Origin of the sequence: Kitasatospora sp. NPDC004799, assembly GCF_040609095.1 — a bacterium.
Taxonomy (GTDB): domain Bacteria; phylum Actinomycetota; class Actinomycetes; order Streptomycetales; family Streptomycetaceae; genus Kitasatospora.
On sequence record NZ_JBEXJK010000786.1, the window covers coordinates 1 to 1,493 of the forward strand.

Sequence of the window (1,493 nt, forward strand, 5' to 3'; positions counted from 1 at the left end):
AGCACGTCCTCGACGTCCCGGCCGTCGCCGACCAGGCGGTCCAGCTGCGACTGGTCGAGGCCGGCCAGCGGGAAGTCGGACGGGGTGCGGCCGCCGGCGCCGGGGCTCGCGCAGTGCTCGGCCAGCTCGCGCAGCGCCTGGAGGGTCCGGTCGGCGAGCTCGCGGACGGTGGCCTCGTCGTAGACGGCCGGGGGGTAGGTCCAGCCGAGTTCGAGCCGGCCGTCCTGGACCGCCCCGACGACGTCCAGCAGGTAGGGGCGGGGCTCGTCGGGGTCGGTGTCCCGCCCGGCCGGGGGCAGCGGGCCGCGCAGCAGCCCGTCGGCGCTGCCGCCGGTGTCCCACTGGCCGTGGTAGTTGAAGCCGAACTGCGGCTCCGCCGCGTCGGCCGGCAGGGCGGCGGGGCGCAGGTGGCGCAGGGCGCCGTGGCTGAGTCCGCGCAGCGGGACGGCGCGCAGCTGCTCCTTGACCGAGCGCAGGGTGTCGTGCCAGCCGGCCTCGGGGTCGACGCGCAGGGCGAGCGGGAACTCGGCGGTGAACCAGCCGACGGTGCGGGAGAGGTCCTGGTCCGCGAAGAGGTCCTCGCGGCCGTGGCCCTCCACCCCGATCAGCACCGTGTCCCGGCCGCACCAGCGGGCCAGGGTACGGCCCAGGGCGCTGAGCAGGACGTCGTTGACCTGGGTGCGGTAGGTCTCCGGGACCTTGCGCAGCAGCGCCCCGGTGGTCCGCTCGTCCAGCGTCACGGTGAGGGTGGCGGCGGTGCCGTGGGTGTTGGGGCCCGGCCGCCCGGTGGGCAGGTCGGCCGGGGCCCGGCCGGTGCCGGTCCAGTACGCGGCGTCGCCGTCCAGGGCGCCGGAGCGGGCGTGCCGCTCCAGCCGGGTGGCCCACCGGGCGAAGGAGGTGCCGGTTGCGGGCAGGTGGACGGGTGCGCCGGTGCGGGCGGCGCGGTAGGCCGCTTCGAGGTCGGCGAGCAGGATGCGCCAGGAGACGCCGTCCACGGCCAGGTGGTGGACGGTCAGCACGAGCTGGGCGGGCCGGCCAGTGCCGTCCTCGAAGACCAGGGCGCGCAGCATCCGGCCCTCGACCGGGTCGAGGGAGCGCTGGGCCTGCTCGGCGGCCCGCTGCACCTGCTCCTCCAGGGTGCCCTGGTGGCGGGTGAGGACGCCGTCCGGGGCCTGCGCCAGCACCTCCTGGTGCCAGCCGCCCGCGCTGCGGCGGAACCGGGTGCGCAGCGCCGGGTGGTGCTCCACCAGGGCGAGCACCGCGCGGTGCAGCGCCTCGGGGTCGGTGTCCGGGGCGAGCGCCAGCCGCTGGGTCATGGAGAAGCGCAGCGCCTCGCCGGGCCGGCGGCCGTCGAGGTACCAGTGCTGGATCGGGGTGAGCGGCGCCGGGCCACTCGTCGGCGAACTCCTCTTCCCTGAGCTCGCGTTCCACCTCGATCCGGACGGGCGAGCCCTCCGCGGCGGAGGCCCTGCGCTTGATCCCGAGGACGCGGC

Annotated in this window: 1 protein-coding gene; it reads right to left on the reverse strand. The window is 77.2% G+C overall.

Going from position 1 to position 1,493, the window contains the following annotated elements; all coding sequences use genetic code 11:
- Window positions 1-1,370, reverse strand: a 1,370-nt coding sequence (locus ABZW03_RS40795; RefSeq protein WP_355269923.1) for a condensation domain-containing protein, incomplete at its 3' end; no start/stop codon positions are given.
- Window positions 1,371-1,493: the final 123 nt, after the last annotated feature.